The 13,428-nt window shown below is 72.8% G+C and carries 13 protein-coding genes; 4 read left to right on the top strand and 9 right to left on the bottom strand.

Annotation, left to right across the window (positions count from 1 at the left end):
- Positions 1-4: 4 nt before the first annotated feature.
- The 6 genes from QQK26_RS14095 to QQK26_RS14070 all read right to left on the bottom strand — a co-directional run bounded on the left by QQK26_RS14095 (position 5) and on the right by QQK26_RS14070 (position 7,050).
- Complete coding sequence (locus QQK26_RS14095; RefSeq protein ID WP_284233878.1) at positions 5-1,087, bottom strand: phosphatidate cytidylyltransferase; 1,083 nt, start codon at positions 1,085-1,087, stop codon at positions 5-7.
- Between the two features lie 21 nt (positions 1,088-1,108).
- Positions 1,109-1,663 carry a ribosome recycling factor gene (gene frr, locus QQK26_RS14090; RefSeq protein ID WP_284233876.1) on the bottom strand — a complete coding sequence of 185 codons (555 nt, stop codon included), beginning with the start codon at positions 1,661-1,663 and terminating at the stop codon, positions 1,109-1,111.
- A 56-nt stretch (positions 1,664-1,719) separates the two neighbouring features.
- A complete protein-coding gene (pyrH, locus tag QQK26_RS14085; RefSeq protein ID WP_284233875.1) occupies positions 1,720-2,454 on the bottom strand; it encodes a UMP kinase in 735 nt (244 codons plus the stop codon).
- A 174-nt stretch (positions 2,455-2,628) separates the two neighbouring features.
- Positions 2,629-3,456: a translation elongation factor Ts gene (tsf, locus tag QQK26_RS14080; RefSeq protein ID WP_284233873.1), complete on the bottom strand. Its 828-nt coding sequence runs from the start codon at positions 3,454-3,456 to the stop codon at positions 2,629-2,631.
- Between the two features lie 102 nt (positions 3,457-3,558).
- Positions 3,559-4,515: a 30S ribosomal protein S2 gene (rpsB, locus tag QQK26_RS14075; protein WP_284233871.1), complete on the bottom strand. Its 957-nt coding sequence runs from the start codon at positions 4,513-4,515 to the stop codon at positions 3,559-3,561.
- A gap of 504 nt (positions 4,516-5,019) precedes the next feature.
- Positions 5,020-7,050 (bottom strand): MMPL family transporter, encoded by a 2,031-nt coding sequence (locus QQK26_RS14070; RefSeq protein WP_284233869.1) that lies wholly within the window; start codon positions 7,048-7,050, stop codon positions 5,020-5,022.
- Between the two features lie 68 nt (positions 7,051-7,118).
- Between QQK26_RS14070 and QQK26_RS14065 the strand changes: the two genes are divergently transcribed.
- Positions 7,119-7,580 carry a MarR family winged helix-turn-helix transcriptional regulator gene (locus QQK26_RS14065; RefSeq protein ID WP_284233867.1) on the top strand — a complete coding sequence of 154 codons (462 nt, stop codon included), beginning with the start codon at positions 7,119-7,121 and terminating at the stop codon, positions 7,578-7,580.
- A 270-nt stretch (positions 7,581-7,850) separates the two neighbouring features.
- Positions 7,851-8,384 carry a M23 family metallopeptidase gene (locus QQK26_RS14060; RefSeq protein ID WP_284233865.1) on the top strand — a complete coding sequence of 178 codons (534 nt, stop codon included), beginning with the start codon at positions 7,851-7,853 and terminating at the stop codon, positions 8,382-8,384.
- A 455-nt stretch (positions 8,385-8,839) separates the two neighbouring features.
- Here the strand turns inward: QQK26_RS14060 and QQK26_RS14055 are convergent, their stop codons facing one another.
- A complete protein-coding gene (locus tag QQK26_RS14055) occupies positions 8,840-9,853 on the bottom strand; it encodes a tyrosine-type recombinase/integrase (protein ID WP_284233863.1) in 1,014 nt (337 codons plus the stop codon).
- A gap of 467 nt (positions 9,854-10,320) precedes the next feature.
- A complete protein-coding gene (gene rlmC, locus QQK26_RS14050; RefSeq protein WP_284233859.1) occupies positions 10,321-11,445 on the bottom strand; it encodes a 23S rRNA (uracil(747)-C(5))-methyltransferase RlmC in 1,125 nt (374 codons plus the stop codon).
- Positions 11,446-11,481: 36 nt separating this feature from the next.
- On the opposite strand from rlmC, the gene QQK26_RS14045 reads away from it, so the two are divergent.
- Complete coding sequence (locus QQK26_RS14045; RefSeq protein WP_284233856.1) at positions 11,482-11,796, top strand: antibiotic biosynthesis monooxygenase family protein; 315 nt, start codon at positions 11,482-11,484, stop codon at positions 11,794-11,796.
- Positions 11,793-12,350, top strand: a complete 558-nt coding sequence (locus QQK26_RS14040) for a dihydrofolate reductase family protein (protein ID WP_284233854.1) — start codon at positions 11,793-11,795, stop codon at positions 12,348-12,350. The genes QQK26_RS14045 and QQK26_RS14040 overlap by 4 nt, the downstream gene beginning before the upstream one ends.
- Before the next feature lie 67 nt (positions 12,351-12,417).
- Here the strand turns inward: QQK26_RS14040 and dprA are convergent, their stop codons facing one another.
- Positions 12,418-13,287 carry a DNA-processing protein DprA gene (gene dprA / locus QQK26_RS14035; RefSeq protein ID WP_284233852.1) on the bottom strand — a complete coding sequence of 290 codons (870 nt, stop codon included), beginning with the start codon at positions 13,285-13,287 and terminating at the stop codon, positions 12,418-12,420.
- Positions 13,288-13,428: the final 141 nt, after the last annotated feature.

The raw sequence follows: 13,428 nt of genomic DNA, 5'->3' as shown, positions 1-13,428 counted from the left end.
ACCATCATGCCACCAGCAGGAAGATCGCATATGCGATCACCGCGGAGGGGAACAGCGAGTCGAGCCGGTCGAGGAAGCCGCCGTGGCCGGGCAGCCACGTGCTCATGTCCTTGACCCCGAGGTCGCGCTTGATGAGCGACTCGCTGAGGTCGCCGATCGTGGCAGCGACCACGATCGAACCGCCCAGGACCAGGCCGACCCACCAGGGCTGGCCGAGCATGAACTGCGCGATGAGCACACCGCCGACGAGGGTGATCAGCGTGGCGCCGATCGTGCCCTCCCACGTCTTCTTCGGGCTGATCCGGGGCGCCATCGGGTGCTTGCCGAACAGCAGCCCGCTCGCGTACGCGCCCGTGTCGACGAGCACCACGAGGATGATGAAGCCCAGCGTCCACCACTGGCCGCCCTCCGCGGCTGTGAGCCGCACGGCGAAGGTGCCGAGCAGGGTGATGTACGCCTGCACGAAGGCGCCCGCGGCGAGATCGAGCACGAGGTTGCGCCGGGTGGCCCGCGCGGTCGGCACGGCCGTCTCGACCAGTCGCCAGACGCTGACCAGCGCGATCGCGCCGAGCACGCCGTACCACTGCCCCGGCCCCTCGAAGAACCAGGCCGCGGGCACGACCAGCACGCCGCCGACCACGGTCGGGATGCGGGGCACGTCGCGCCCCGCCGCCCGCAGGGCCGTCGAGAGCTCGGAGGTGGTGAACGCGATGAGCACGACCGCCACGAGCATGAACAGCTCTTTGACGAAGACGAGGCTCAGCAGCATGCTGCCGCCGAGCGCGACGCCGATGACGATCGCCATGATGAGGTTGCGGCCGGTGCGGGCCTCGATCCGCTCGTTCACGGCGTCGAGCTGCGCCCGCTTGGCGACCAGCTGCGCCTCGATCTCGGCGCGACGGTCCTGCGCGAACTGCTCGAACTCGGCGCGCGTGCCCCGGCGCTGCGCGTGGGCGACGGCGCCGGGGTCCTGCGGATGCGGTTCGAGGGCGGGCGCCGCGGCCGTCGGATCGGACGCGTTCACGGGGTCGACCGATGGCGGCGCGGCGCCCTCGACTCCACGGCCGTCATCGGACGGTTCCGACATCCCCACCCCTCGTTCGAGCGCTCAGACCGCGAGCAGCTCGGTTTCCTTCTTCTTCAGCGCCTCGTCGATGGCGTCGATCGTCGACTTCGTCGCCGCGTCGAGCTCCTTCTCAGCCCGGGCGATCTCGTCCTCGCCGACCTCGTTCTTGAGCGCGTCGAGGTCGTCCTTGCCCTTGCGGCGCAGGTTGCGCACGACCACGCGGGCGGCCTCGCCCTTGTCGCGGGCGAGCTTCACGTACTCCTTGCGGCGCTCCTCGGTGAGCTCGGGCAGCACGGTGCGGATGATCGTGCCGTCGTTGCTGACGTTGCCGCCGAGGTGCGAGGCGGCGACGAGCGCCTTCTCGATGTCCTTGAGCGCGGACTTGTCGAAGGGCGTGATCACGAGCACGCGCGCCTCGGGCTGCTGGAAGCCGGCGAGCTGGCCGAGCGGAGTCGGGCTGCCGTAGTAGTCGACGAGGACCTTCTGGTACAGGGCCGGGTTGGCCCGTCCCGTGCGCACGGTGCCGAAGTCGTCCTTGGCGACCTCGACGGCCTTGCTCATCTTGTCCTTGGTGTCGGACAGCACATCCGCGATCATGGTGCTCCTTCGTTCGGTTCCATCGTAGCCAGGCCGCCCTGGGCGACCCGGGGCGTTCAGCTGCGGACGAGCGTGCCGATGCTGTCGCCCCGGATGGCGGCCGCGACGTTGCCGCCGGGCTCCATCCCGAAGACGACCATGTCGATCCGGTTGTCCATGCAGAGGCTGAAGGCGGTCGAGTCGACGACCTTGAGACCGCGCACCAGCGCGTCCTGGTAGGTCAGCTCGTCGAGCTTGACCGCGGTCGGGTCGGTGCGCGGGTCGGCGGAGTAGACGCCGTCGACGCCGTTCTTGGCCACCAGCACGGCGTCGGCGCCGATCTCGAGCGCGCGCTGCGCGGCGACCGTGTCGGTGGAGAAGTAGGGCAGGCCCGCGCCGGCGCCGAAGATGACGATGCGGCCCTTCTCCAGGTGGCGCACGGCCTTGCGCGGGATGTACGGCTCGGCGACCTGGGTCATCTCGATGGCCGACTGCACGCGGGTCTCCGCGCCGGCCTGCTCGAGGAAGTCCTGCAGGGCGAGGGCGTTCATGACGGTGCCCAGCATGCCCATGTAGTCGGCGCGGCTGCGGTCCATGCCGCGCTGGCTGAGCTCGGCGCCGCGGAAGAAGTTGCCGCCGCCGACGACGATCGCGATCTCGACCGACTTCGCGGCCTCGGCGATCTCGCGGGCGATCGCGTTGATCGTGTCGGGGTTCACGCCGAGCTGGCCGCCGCCGAAGGCCTCGCCGGAGAGCTTCAGCAGCACGCGTCGACGGCCGGTGTCCTCGGGGGTGGGGATGTGGGCGTTCATGGCGGCTGCTCCTCCTGGTCGAACTGGGGCGCCGCTGCCGCGGGCACCTTCACAAGGATAGGGGGTCGCGGATGCGGGGTCCGCGCATCCGCTCGCAGCACCGCCCCGACGACGCTGCGGGGACGGACGAGGGCCCGGCAGCGAGACGCTGCCGGGCCCTCGTGAGGACGTCGCTTACGCGCCGACCTTGAAGCGCACGAACGACTGCACGGCGAGACCGGCGTCGTCGAGGATCTTCGCAACGGCGACCTTGCTGTCCTTGGCGTAGCCCTGGTCGAGCAGCACGCGCTCCTTGAAGAATCCGGTCAGGCGACCCTCGATGATCTTCGGCAGCGCGGCCTCGGGCTTGCCCTCGGCGGTCGCGATCTCGGTAACGATGCGGCGCTCGTTCTCGACGGCGTCGGCCGGCACCTCGTCGCGCGACAGGAAGGCCGGGTCGAACATGGCGACGTGCTGCGCGATGCCGCGAGCGGTGTCGGCGTCCGAGCCGGTGTAGGCCACGACCACGCCGACCTGCGGGGGCAGGTCCTTGCTGGTCTTGTGCAGGTAGACCGCGAACTCCTGGCCCTCGACGCGGGCGACCTTGCGCAGCTCGATCTTCTCGCCGAGGATCGCGGCCTCGTCGGTGATGAGGTCCGCGACGGTGCCGCGGCCACCCGGGGCAGCGAGCGCCTCCTCGAGCGAGCCGGCGCCGGCGGCGGCGACGGCCTCGAGAACCTTGTCGGCCAGGGCGATGAACTTCTCGTTCTTGGCGACGAAGTCGGTCTCGGTGCCGAGCTCGATGATCGTGGTGGCACCCTCGACGGTCTTCGCGGCGACCAGGCCCTCGCTCGTGGAGCGGTCCTCGCGCTTCGAGACCTGCTTGAGGCCCTTGAGGCGCAGGATCTCGATGGCCTTCTCGATGTCACCCTCGGCCTCGACCAGGGCGTTCTTGCTGTCGACCATGCCGGCGCCGGTGCGCTCGCGCAGGACCTTGACGTCGGCGACGTTGAAGTTTGCCATTCGGCTTTCCCTAACTCTGATGATTCGTTCTGATGGCTGAGATGGATGCGGCCGGCCGGGGATGCTCCCCGACCGGCCGCATCCGTCGTCATGACGACTGGATTACTTCGCCTCGGCCTCGGCGGCCGCCTCGACCTGCTCCGCGGTCTCGGGAGCGTGGTCCGGCGTGATGTCCGCGGCCTCGTCGGCCTTCGCCGCGACCTGGGCGTCGGCGTCGTTCTCGGCGACGGTCGCACCGACCGGGGCCTCGTCGGCGGCCGGGGTGGCCTCGGCGGCCGGCGCCTCGGACTCGGCGGGGGTCTCGAGGAGCTCGCGCTCCCACTCGGCGAGCGGCTCGACGGCGGAGACGTTGCCGCCCTCCTCCGGCTTCTGGTGGCGCTCGATGAGGCCCTCGGCGGCGGCGTCGGCGATGATGCGGGTGAGCAGGCCCACCGAGCGGATCGCGTCGTCGTTGCCCGGGATCGGGAACTGCAGCTCGTCGGGGTCGGCGTTCGTGTCGAGGATGCCGATCACGGGGATGCCGAGCTTCTTGGCCTCGTCGACCGCGAGGTGCTCGCGCTTGGAGTCGACGACCCAGATCGCGGACGGGGTCTTGGTGAGGTTGCGGATGCCGCCGAGCGTCTTGTGCAGCTTGTCGAGCTCGCGCTTCTTGATCAGCAGCTCCTTCTTGGTGAAGCCGCTCGTGGTGCCCTCGAAGTCGAGCTCCTCGAGCTCCTTCATGCGCGCGAGGCGCTTGGAGACCGTCTGGAAGTTGGTGAGCAGACCGCCGAGCCAGCGCTGGTTCACGTAGGGCTGGCCGACGCGGTTGGCCTGCTCGGCGATGGCCTCCTGGGCCTGCTTCTTGGTGCCGACGAAGAGCACGGTGCCGCCGCGGGCGACCGTCTCCTTGACGAACTCGTAGGCGCTGTCGATGTAGCCCAGCGACTTCTGCAGGTCGATGATGTGGATGCCCGAGCGCTCGGTGAGGATGAAACGCTTCACCTTCGGGTTCCACCGGCGGGTCTGGTGTCCGAAGTGGACGCCGCTGTCGAGCAGCTGGCGGATCGTGACGACGGCCATGGCCGTGCCTCCTGTTCTGGACGCGCGCGTTCGCGCGTCGATTGCGGTTGTCTACCCGGGCCGAACGGCCGCGGATCCTGGTGCCCGGCGCGCATCCGCTCCTCGTTCGAGGAGACCGGTGGATGCGGTGAGCCTGGTGGGCACGCGAAGTCACCCCGACACGCGGGGTGCTACCGGCATGGTAGCACCCGCGTGGCGTGGGCGGATGCCGCGGGGCGCCGCCTCCGGGGCGCCGACAGGACCCGGCGGATCGGGACGGATCGCGCTGACTCAGCATCGAGACGACGAGTCAGCAGCGAACGCGATGCTGAGTTGTCGCCTCGGTGCTGAGTCGGCCCACGGGAGCTGAGTCGGCGGACCGGCTCCGGTGCACGGGGCGATCCATCGCACGGAAGGTGTGCGGCGGGTCGGAGAAGATCGCGCATGTGAGCGACGCGCTCCGCGGATCGGACCCGATCAGCCCGCCGCGATCGGGCCCGGCCCTCCGGACCATATGGCGCAGGATCAGGCCGGGCGCTTGCGGGGCCACCAGAAGCGCTCGCCCGCGAGGAACGCGAGCGCGGGCACGATGACCGTGCGCACCAGCAGGGTGTCGAGCAGCACGCCGACGCAGACGATGATGCCGATCTGGGTGAGCGTGATGAGCGGCAGCACCCCGAGCACCGCGAAGACGGCCGCGAGCAGGACGCCCGCGCTCGTGATGACGCCGCCGGTGGCCGCGAGCGCGCGCACCATGCCCTCGCGGGTGCCGTGCTCCGCCGCCTCCTCGCGCGCCCGGGTCACCAGGAAGATGTTGTAGTCCACGCCCAGCGCCACGAGGAACAGGAAGCTCAGCAGTAGCACGTTGCCGTCGAGGGCCGGGAAGCCGAACACGTGCTGGAAGAGCAGCCAGCTGGCGCCGACGCTCGCGAAGAAGCTGCCGACCACCGTGACGAGCAGCAGCACCGGCGCGAGCAGCGCGCGCAGCAGCACCACGAGCACGACGAAGACGAGCGCCAGGATGAGCGGGATCAGCAGCGCCTGGTCGGCGGCGGTCGCGTCGGCGACGTCGAGCGCCTCCGCGTCGAGACCGCCCACCAGAGCGGATGCGGGGAGCGCCTCGCGCAGGTCGGCCACCGTCGCGAACGCCGCATCCGACTCCGGCTCGCCCTCGATGGCGACAGAGAGCTCGGTCCAGTCGTCGCCGCCGCTCGTGCCCTCGGCCTGCTCGGCGACGGAGACGACGCCCGTGACGGATTCGGCGGCGGTGACGGCCGCATCCGCTTCGTCCGCGCGCACGACGACCGTGGTCGGCGAGCCGCTGCCGCCCTGGCTGAAGCCCTCGGCCAGCAGCTCCTGGCCGATGACGGCGTCGGGGGTGTCGAGGAAGCGCTCGGTCTGCGACAGGCCGGTCTTCGCGCCGAGGCCGCCGGCCGCGAGGCCGAGCAGCACGAGCACGCCGAGCACGGCGACCGCGGTGGGCCGCTTCGCGACGCCACGGCCGAGACGGCCCCAGACGCTGCGCTCGACCGCGGGCTCGGTGCCGACCTCCGGCACCAGCGGCCAGAAGATGCCGCGCGGGAACTGCACGAGCGCGGCCGGGAGCACGATGAGCGCGAAGGCCATCGCGACGAGCACGCCGATCGCGCAGGCGAGGCCGAGCGCGCGGTTGGAGCCGAGGCTCGCGAGCAGCAGCGTGAACAGGGCGAGCACGACGGTGGAGCCGCTCGCGAGCACCGCCGGGCCGGCGCCCCGGAGCGAGCGGCGCATGGCCTCGCGGCGGTCCTCGTGCTTGCGCAGCTCGTCGCGGTAGCGGGCGATGAGCAGCAGCGCGTAGTTCGTGCCGGCGCCGAAGACGAGCACCGAGAGGATGCCCCTGACGGACGGGTCGAGGGTGATCTCGAACAGCGCCGCGACCCGGGTCGCGACGATGCCCGCCAGGGCGTCGCCGAGACCGACGACGGCGAGCGGCACCAGCCACAGGACGGGGCTGCGGTAGGTGACCAGCAGCAGCACCGCGACGACCGCGGCGGTGAAGATGAGCAGGGTGACGTCGGCGCCGGCGAAGATGCCGGCGACGTCCACGGCGAAGCCCTCGGGGCCGGAGAGGTACAGGGTGAGTCCGTCGACGGCGGCGGCGTCGCGGATCCCGGCGGCCCGCTCGGCCTGCAGGTCGACGTCCGGCTCGGCGTCGAGGACGAGCACGACGAGCGCGCTGCTGCCGTCCTCGGCCAGCTGCGGGGGCACCGGCTGGCCGAACTCTCCCAGCGCCGGCAGGGTCTGCCGGATCGCGGCCAGGTCCGCCTCGTCGACGGTGCCGCCCTCGCGCCCGGCGCCCTCGCGGGTGTAGACGAGCAGGGCGGTGCTCGAGTCGCCGTCGTCGAGGTCGTCGACGATCGCGGCGGCGCGGGCGGACTCGGAGGCGTCGGGCAGCCCGCTCTCGGGTGTCTGCGTGCCGCTCGCCCCCGTGCCGAGGGCGAACAGGCCGCCCGCGACGAGGACGGTGAGCACGAGGACGATCCAGGCCGGCGCGCGGCCGGTGACGAAGCGGGTCATGCCCTCGAGCATATCGTTAAGTTGGTTAGCTAATAACCGTCTTAGCCAGCTGGCGGTAGGCTTCCGGCATGGCCACCGCTCCTCGACCAGACTTCGCGTTCGGCGAGGCGACGCTGCTGCTGCGCGAGATCCTCAAGCTCACCAAGTCGATGGAGCTCGACATGGGCGCCGCGCTCGGCACCAACCCCACCGACTTCGCGGCCATGCAGCACCTCATGGAGTCGGGACCGCTCAGCCCCGGCGAGCTCGCACGCCGACTCGGCGTGAGCACCGCCGCCGTCACCGGCGTGATCGACCGCCTCGAGGGCCTCTCCCATGCACGCCGCGAGCCCGACCCGGACGACCGGCGCCGACTCCTGGTCGTGCCCGAGCCCGAGAGCGTGCGCCGCGCCCTCGACCGGCTGCTGCCGCTGACCCGCGGGGCCCAGGGCGTGCTCGACGAGCTCGACGAGGACGAGCGGGCCGTGGTGACCCGCTACCTCTCGGGCATCGCGGCGGTGTACCGGGAGCAGCTCGGCATCGAGGGCTGACGGGCGCGCTTCGGCGGTCGAGTCGATCCGCTGCCCGTTGCTGTCGGTCGCTGGTCGCTGGTTGCTCGCTGCTGGTCGCTTGCAGCTCGTTGCCGGTTGCTCGCCGCTGTTGGCTCGCGGGTCGTGGCTCGCGGTTCGGCGCTCGTGGTTCGGCGCTCGTGGTTCGGCGCTCGTCGTCACGTGACCGGGTCGTCTCCTCCACCCCGCTGAGCCGTCCACAGGACGGCTCCGACGGGACCGCGCTGCGCCACCGCGACGGACGCTGTGGGCGTGAGAGGTCTGCTCAAGGTGCTCGGCGCATCCGCTCTGCTGCTGGTGGCGCTCGGCGCGGTCGCGCCCGGCGGCGGCCCCGCTGCCGCGTCGCTGGCGAACGGAGCGGAGGCATCGAGGTGGTCGTGGCCGATCGGACCGCCGCGCACGGTGGTGCGCGACTTCGAGGCGCCGCCGACGCCCTACGAGGCGGGCCACCGCGGCATCGATCTGCGTGCGGCGGCCGGCACCGAGGTGCTCGCGCCGGAGGACGGCGTCGTGCACTTCGCGGGCGTGGTCGTGGACCGGCCGGTGCTGAGCATCCGGCACGCCGACGGGCTGCTGTCGAGCTTCGAGCCCGTGGCGACGGCGCTCGCGGCGGGCGACGCGGTGCGCGCCGGCGAGGTCATCGGCACGGTCGCGGACGACGGCCACTGCGCCGGCGGCTGCCTGCACGTCGGGGCCCGACTCGACGGCACCGAGTACGTGTCGCCGCTGCTGTTCCTGGGCGGCGTGCCGCGCGCCGTGCTGCTGCCCACACGGCCGATCGGATGAGGGCGTCGCGCTCGCGAACGCGCTGCAGTCGCGCGGAGCCGTCGCGCGGGGCAGTCGCGCGGGTCAGTCGCGCGGAGCCGTCGCGCGGAGCCGTCGCGCGGGGCCGTCGCGCGGGGCCGTCGCGGGGAGCAGTCGCGCGGGTCAGTCGCGCGGAGCCGTCGCGCGGGGCAGTCGCGCCATCAGCGCGCATTCGTCGCGCAGATCGGCGCGGATCGGTCGCTCCGACGGCGCGGGACCGGCGGATTCACGCCGATCTGCGTCGACCTCGAGCGCCACAGGGACGAACCCGTCAGCAGATCGGCACCGATCGGTCGCTCCGACCGCGCGGGACCGGCGGATTCACGCCGATCTGCGTCGACCTCGAGCGCCACAGGGACGAACCCGTCAGCAGATCGGCGCGGATCGGTCGCTCCGACCGCGCGGGACCGGCGGATTCACGCCGATCTGCGTCGACCTCAGGCGCGCGGATGGGCGGTGCGGTACGCGTCGCGGAGGCGCTCGGTGGACACGTGCGTGTAGATCTGCGTGGTGCCGAGGCTCGCGTGGCCGAGCATCTCCTGCACCGCGCGCAGGTCGGCGCCGCCGTCGAGCAGGTGCGTGGCCGCGGTGTGCCGTAGCGCATGCGGGCCGCTCGGGCCGCTGCCGGGCACCCCCTCGAGCAGGCCCGCCACGAGCCCGTAGACCGTGCGGGTCCCGATGCGGGCGCCGCGGGAGTTGAGGAAGAGGGCTTCGGTGCCGGTGTGCGCGGCGATACCTGCTGCCGGAGGCTCGGGACGAGTTTCCCGCGGCGCCACCCGCAGCTCCTCCGCCTGCGGGCCCCGCTGCGCCTCCGAGGTGGCTCGACGCGACGCCGCGGCCAGCGCGGGGCGTCCGCGGTCGAGGTACGCCTGCAGCGCCCGCGAGGCCGGCACGCCGAACGGCACCACGCGCTCCCTCGAGCCCTTGCCCGTGACCCGCACCGTGAGCCTGGTGGCGTCGACGTGCGCCAGGTCGATGCCGACCAGCTCGCCGACGCGCAGGGCGCTCGCGTAGAGCAGCTCGATCACCGCGAGGTCGCGCAGGGCCGCCGGGTCGTCGCCCGCCGCTCGGACGGCGAGCCCTTCGAGGATGCCGTCCATCTGCCCGCGGCTCAGCACCCGCGGCAGGCGCCGCTCGGCCTTCGGCGCGCGCAGGCGGGCGCCGGGGTCGGCCTCCAGACCGTCCCGCTTCGACAGCCACGCCGTCCAGGCCCGCGCCGCCGCGGAGCGCCGTGCGAGGCTCGCGCCGGCGAGGCCGCGCTGCGCGCCCTCCCAGAGCCAATCGCGCAGGCGCTCGAGGTCCAGGGTCGCGGGCTCGGTGCATCCGCTCGCCTCGAGGGCGCCGACGAGCTCCTCGAGGTCGGCGAGGTAGGCACGGCGGGTGTTGGCGCTGAGACCGCGCTCGGCGTCGAGGTGCGCCGCGAACGGCGCCAGGCTCTCGCGCAGGGTCATGGCTCCATGCTGCCCCGTCGGCGGGCTGCGTCGGTGGAGCGCCGCGCATCGCGGTACGCAGCGACGGTGGAGCGGTCGCCGCCGTCCGTCCGGCGCGGGGCGCAGCGACGGCGGAGCGGATGCCATCGTCCGTCCGGCGCGGTGGGCAGCGACGGCGGAGAGCGGGGGTGACCGCGCATCCCTCATCCGAATGACGGAGATCTCGTCGATACGGGGCGCGACCGCCGCGGCGCGGCGCGGCGCAGCTCAGAACCTCCGTCATTCGGGATGGGCGGAGTGCCGAGCGCACGGTTCGAGAGGACGGCGGGCGGTCGCGTCGAGCGGGGGCGGTCAGGCGGGAGCAGTCGGGCGGGAGCAGTTGGGCGGGGGCGGGCGGGGCAGTCGGGCAGGGGTGCTCGGGCAGGGGTGCTCGGGCAGGGGTGCTCGGGCAGGGGTGCTCGGGCGGGGGGGTGCTCGGGCGGGGGCGGTCAGGCGCGTTCGAGGAGGGTGATGGCCTCGTAGTGGTTCGTCTGCGGGAACATGTCGAGCACGCGGGCGCGGGTGGGGCGCAGGCTCGGCATCGAGCGCAGGTCGCGGCCGAGGGTGACCGCGTTGCAGGAGGAGTAGACGACGCGCTCGACGCCGCTGCGCTCGAGCCATTCGGCGAGCGCCGTGCCGATGCCGCGGCGGGGCGGGTTGACCAGCACGAGCTCGGGCGGAACGGTGCTGGCGAGCGCGAAGGCCGTGGCGTCGTCGGCGAGGAAGCGGGTGCCCGGCAGGCCTGCCTCGGCGGCGCTGCGTTCGGCGGTGCGCACCGCCTCGGCGCTCGTCTCGATGCCGACGACCTCACGACCCGGTGCGGCGAGATGCAGAGCGAAGCCGCCGACGCCGCAGTAGAGGTCCCAGACGCTGGCCGGCGCGGTCTCGGCGACCCACTCGCGCGCCTGCGCATAGAGCGCGGCGGCGATGGGCGTGTTCGTCTGGAAGAAGCTGCGCGACCGCAGCCCGAGCTCGACGTCGTTGACGCGCATCCGCATCGTCTGCCGCTCGGTCAGCACGATCTCGTCGGCCCCCTCGAGCACCGCCTTGTGCTCGGGCTGCAGGTTGACGCTCGCCACGACGAGGTTCGGCAGCGCGGCGAGCAGCGTCGCCAGGTGCTTGCGGATGCGCGAGAGCGACTCCTGCGAGCGCAGCACGAAGCGCACCATGAGCTCGCCGTCCGGCGAGATCGTGACGAGCAGGTGCTTCAGCTCGCCGCGTCGGGCCGGCACATCGTAGGGCTGGATGCGGGCGAGGCGGATGAAGTCCACCAGCGCAGGGAAGGCGGCGTGCAGTCCCGGATCGCAGACACCGCAGCGCTGGAGGTCGACACCGTGCCCGGCGGCGTCGAGGATGCCGAGCGTCGGGGCGTCCACCGTGCCGCCGACGACCATCTTCGCCTTGTTGCGGAAGCCGCGCTCCGCGCTCGCCACCGCCGGCAGCCAGGTGATGCCCTCGTGGGCGGCCAGCTGCTCGCGGCAGTGCGCCTCCTTGGCCGCCAGCTGCTCGCCGTACGGCACGCCCATCAGGGTGCACGAGCGGCACAGGCCGGCATCGAAGTAGTCGCACTGCATGAGGGCATCGAGTCTAGGCGCGGCAGGATGGGCGGCATGATCCGCGAGCACGCCCTCCTGCCCGTCCGCCCCGGCCTTGAGGCCGATTTCGAGGCGGCCTTCGACCAGGCGCGTGCCCTCATCGCGGCGCAGCCGGGTTTCCGGTCGTTGTCGCTCTCGCGCTCGATCGAGTCGCCGAGCACCTACCTGCTGCTGGTCGTGTGGGACTCGGTCGAGGCCCACACGGACGGCTTCCGGCGCTCGTCCGAGTACGCGCGATGGAAGGAGCTGCTGCATCGCTTCTACGAGCCGTTCCCGACCGTCGAGCACTTCGTCGACGTGACGGCGGTCGGCGGTACCGTCGCGCCATGACCCGCTTCGTGTTCCTGACCGCAACCACGCTGAACGGTCACCTCGCCGACGAGCAGGACTCGCTCGACTGGCTCTTCGCCGTCGATCCGGCCGGCACCGAGCAGCCGCAGGCCGACTTCATGGAGGGCGTCGGCGTGCTCGTGCAGGGCTCCACCACCTACGAGTGGGTGCTGCGCGAGGCGAAGCTGCTCGACGAGGTGGCCGACTGGTCGAAGCACTACGGGGAGCGCCCGAGCTACGTGTTCACGAGCCGGGAGCTGCCGGCGCCGGAGGGAGCGGATGTGCGCTTCCGCTTCGGCGACGTCGCCGAGCACCTCGACGAGCTGCGCGAGGCCGCCGACGGGAAGGACGTCTGGATCGTGGGCGGCGGCGACCTCGCCGGGCAATTCCTCGACGCCGGAGCGCTGGACCGCCTCGAGCTGTCGTTCGCGCCGGCGACCGTGGCGGCGGGCCGGCCGCTGCTGCCGCGCACGATCGCGCCGTCGTCACTGCGCCTGGTCTCGGTGGAGCAGCGCGGGCGGTTCGCGCACCTCGTCTACGACGTCGTGCGCTGAGGCAGCCAACCGCTAGCACTTCGGCGGTTCCTGCGACACCCTCACCCGGGCGACTCTTGCGACGCCCTCACTCGGGCGGCGCCGGCGGCGCCAGCTCCGCCATCTCCTCGGCGGTCGTGACGCAGACCGCGTCGTACTCGCGCAGCAGGCGGTGGCAGCCGGCGGATGCGGGACTCGTCACCGGCCCCGGCACCGCTCCCAGCGGCCTCGCCAGCGCCGAGGCATGCCCGGCGGTGTTCAGCGAGCCCGAACGCCGGCCGGCCTCGAGCACGATCGTCGCCTGCGACATCGCGGCGATGAGGCGGTTGCGCTGCAGGAAGCGCCACTTGGTCGGTGCGGCACCGGGCGGCAGCTCCGAGACGACCGCGCCCTCCGAGGCGATGCGCCGCAGCAACTGCTCGTGCCCGCTCGGGTAGTAGCGGTCGAGGCCGCCGGCCAGCACCGCCACCGTCACACCCTCGCTGGCGAGCGCGGAGCGGTGCGCCATGCCGTCGATCCCGTACGCCGCCCCCGAGAGCACCGCGAAACCGCGGTCGACGAGCCCTGCGGCGGCCTCCATCGCCACCTGCTCGCCGTAGGTGGTCGCGGCGCGCGCTCCGACCAGGGCGATCGAGCGGCCGAGGGCGGCGAGCCGCTCGGGGCGGCCTCTGCTCCACATGGCGAGCGGACCGTGCACGCCGAGGTCGTCCAGCCCCTCGGGCCAGTCGGTGTCGCCCGGTGCGAGCAGGCGCAGACCGAGCGTGGCGGCGTTGCGCAGGGAGCGCAGCAGGAGCCGCGAATCGAGCTTGGCCGACCAGCGCTCGATGCCCTGGCCGAGCAGCTGCTCGAGCCCGGGCGCGGGCAGGGCCCCTCCGCGCTGCACCTCGGCGACGAGCTGCGCGGGAGTGGCGCGGTCGAGCACCAGTCGCAGCGCGGGCTCGGCGCCGAGGGTCTCCACGAGCAGGCCGGCCGCGCCGTCGCCGGGCTCGGCGAGGCCGGTCCAGGCGGCGCGGGCGACGAGCTCGGGCAGCTCGTCGGGTGCGTGGTCCGAGCGGATGGCGCCGACCGCTCGCCGGAGCTGGTCGCGGTCGAGGCCGTA

The organism is Arenivirga flava (genome assembly GCF_030161575.1).
Classification (GTDB): domain Bacteria; phylum Actinomycetota; class Actinomycetes; order Actinomycetales; family Microbacteriaceae; genus Arenivirga; species Arenivirga flava.
Note: the sequence above shows the minus strand (reverse complement) of the source record. Positions and strands in the feature narration are given on the sequence as shown.

Excerpts from the sequence above, each read along its gene's own strand:
- QQK26_RS14095 (WP_284233878.1), bottom strand. The coding sequence starts at position 1,087 with ATGTCGGAACCGTCCGATGACGGCCGTGGAGTCGAGGGCGCCGCGCCG.
- frr (WP_284233876.1), bottom strand. The coding sequence starts at position 1,663 with ATGATCGCGGATGTGCTGTCCGACACCAAGGACAAGATGAGCAAGGCC.
- pyrH (WP_284233875.1), bottom strand. The coding sequence starts at position 2,454 with ATGAACGCCCACATCCCCACCCCCGAGGACACCGGCCGTCGACGCGTG.
- tsf (WP_284233873.1), bottom strand. The coding sequence starts at position 3,456 with ATGGCAAACTTCAACGTCGCCGACGTCAAGGTCCTGCGCGAGCGCACC.
- rpsB (WP_284233871.1), bottom strand. The coding sequence starts at position 4,515 with ATGGCCGTCGTCACGATCCGCCAGCTGCTCGACAGCGGCGTCCACTTC.
- QQK26_RS14070 (WP_284233869.1), bottom strand. The coding sequence starts at position 7,050 with ATGACCCGCTTCGTCACCGGCCGCGCGCCGGCCTGGATCGTCCTCGTG.
- QQK26_RS14065 (WP_284233867.1), top strand. The coding sequence starts at position 7,119 with ATGGCCACCGCTCCTCGACCAGACTTCGCGTTCGGCGAGGCGACGCTG.
- QQK26_RS14055 (WP_284233863.1), bottom strand. The coding sequence starts at position 9,853 with ATGACCCTGCGCGAGAGCCTGGCGCCGTTCGCGGCGCACCTCGACGCC.
- rlmC (WP_284233859.1), bottom strand. The coding sequence starts at position 11,445 with ATGCAGTGCGACTACTTCGATGCCGGCCTGTGCCGCTCGTGCACCCTG.
- QQK26_RS14045 (WP_284233856.1), top strand. The coding sequence starts at position 11,482 with ATGATCCGCGAGCACGCCCTCCTGCCCGTCCGCCCCGGCCTTGAGGCC.
- QQK26_RS14040 (WP_284233854.1), top strand. The coding sequence starts at position 11,793 with ATGACCCGCTTCGTGTTCCTGACCGCAACCACGCTGAACGGTCACCTC.